The following is a 660-nucleotide window of genomic DNA, read 5'->3' as shown; positions in this document are numbered from 1 at the left end:
CGCGGTCGCCAAGCGTTTCGGCATCCCCCGCCGTTTCGTCGAAGGGCGGCTGCGGCTCGCGAACCTTGCCGAGCCGATCTTCGACGCCCTGAAGTCGGGCGAGATGACCCTCGACATGGCCAAGGCATATGCCTCCACCGAGAGCCATGAGCGCCAGCTGATGGTCTGGAAGAGCTACGGCGCCAACAGCTACTACACCAGCGCCGACACCATCCGCCGCGTCATCGCCAACGACTCCATGAAGTCGAGCGATCCGATCGCGCGCCTCGTCGGCGAGGAAGCCTATGTTGCGGCGGGCGGCGTCGTCGATCGCGACCTGTTCAGCGACAACGGCGATCGCTGGACCAACCCCGAGATCGCCCAGACGCTCGCGGCCGCCAAGATGGAAGCCGAAGCCAAGCGGATCGGGGAAGAACGCGGCCTGGCCTGGATTCGTCCCGTCGCCTCGGCCTCGACCTGGGAAGTCGCGAACGGCCTGTTCCGCGTCAGCCTGCCGAACCTTCCGCTGAGCGAAGCACAGCTGACCCGCATCGAAGAAATCGAAGCACGCCTCAGCATCGTGAGCCTCGAAATGGAGAACGAGGAACTCGAGGAAGAAGCCTGGCAGGCCCTCGATGCCGAACACGATGCTCTCAGCGACGAACTGCGCGATGCCGGTCG

The 660-nt window shown here is 65.2% G+C and carries 1 pseudogene; it reads left to right on the top strand.

Annotated elements, in window-relative coordinates:
* A pseudogene (locus tag LH128_RS29395) lies at window positions 1–660 on the top strand (ParB/RepB/Spo0J family partition protein); the annotation flags it as partial.

The sequence above is a fragment of the Sphingomonas sp. LH128 genome, from assembly GCF_000293195.2.
GTDB classification, from domain to species: Bacteria; Pseudomonadota; Alphaproteobacteria; order Sphingomonadales; family Sphingomonadaceae; genus Novosphingobium; species Novosphingobium resinovorum_A.
Note: the sequence above shows the minus strand (reverse complement) of the source record. Positions and strands in the feature narration are given on the sequence as shown.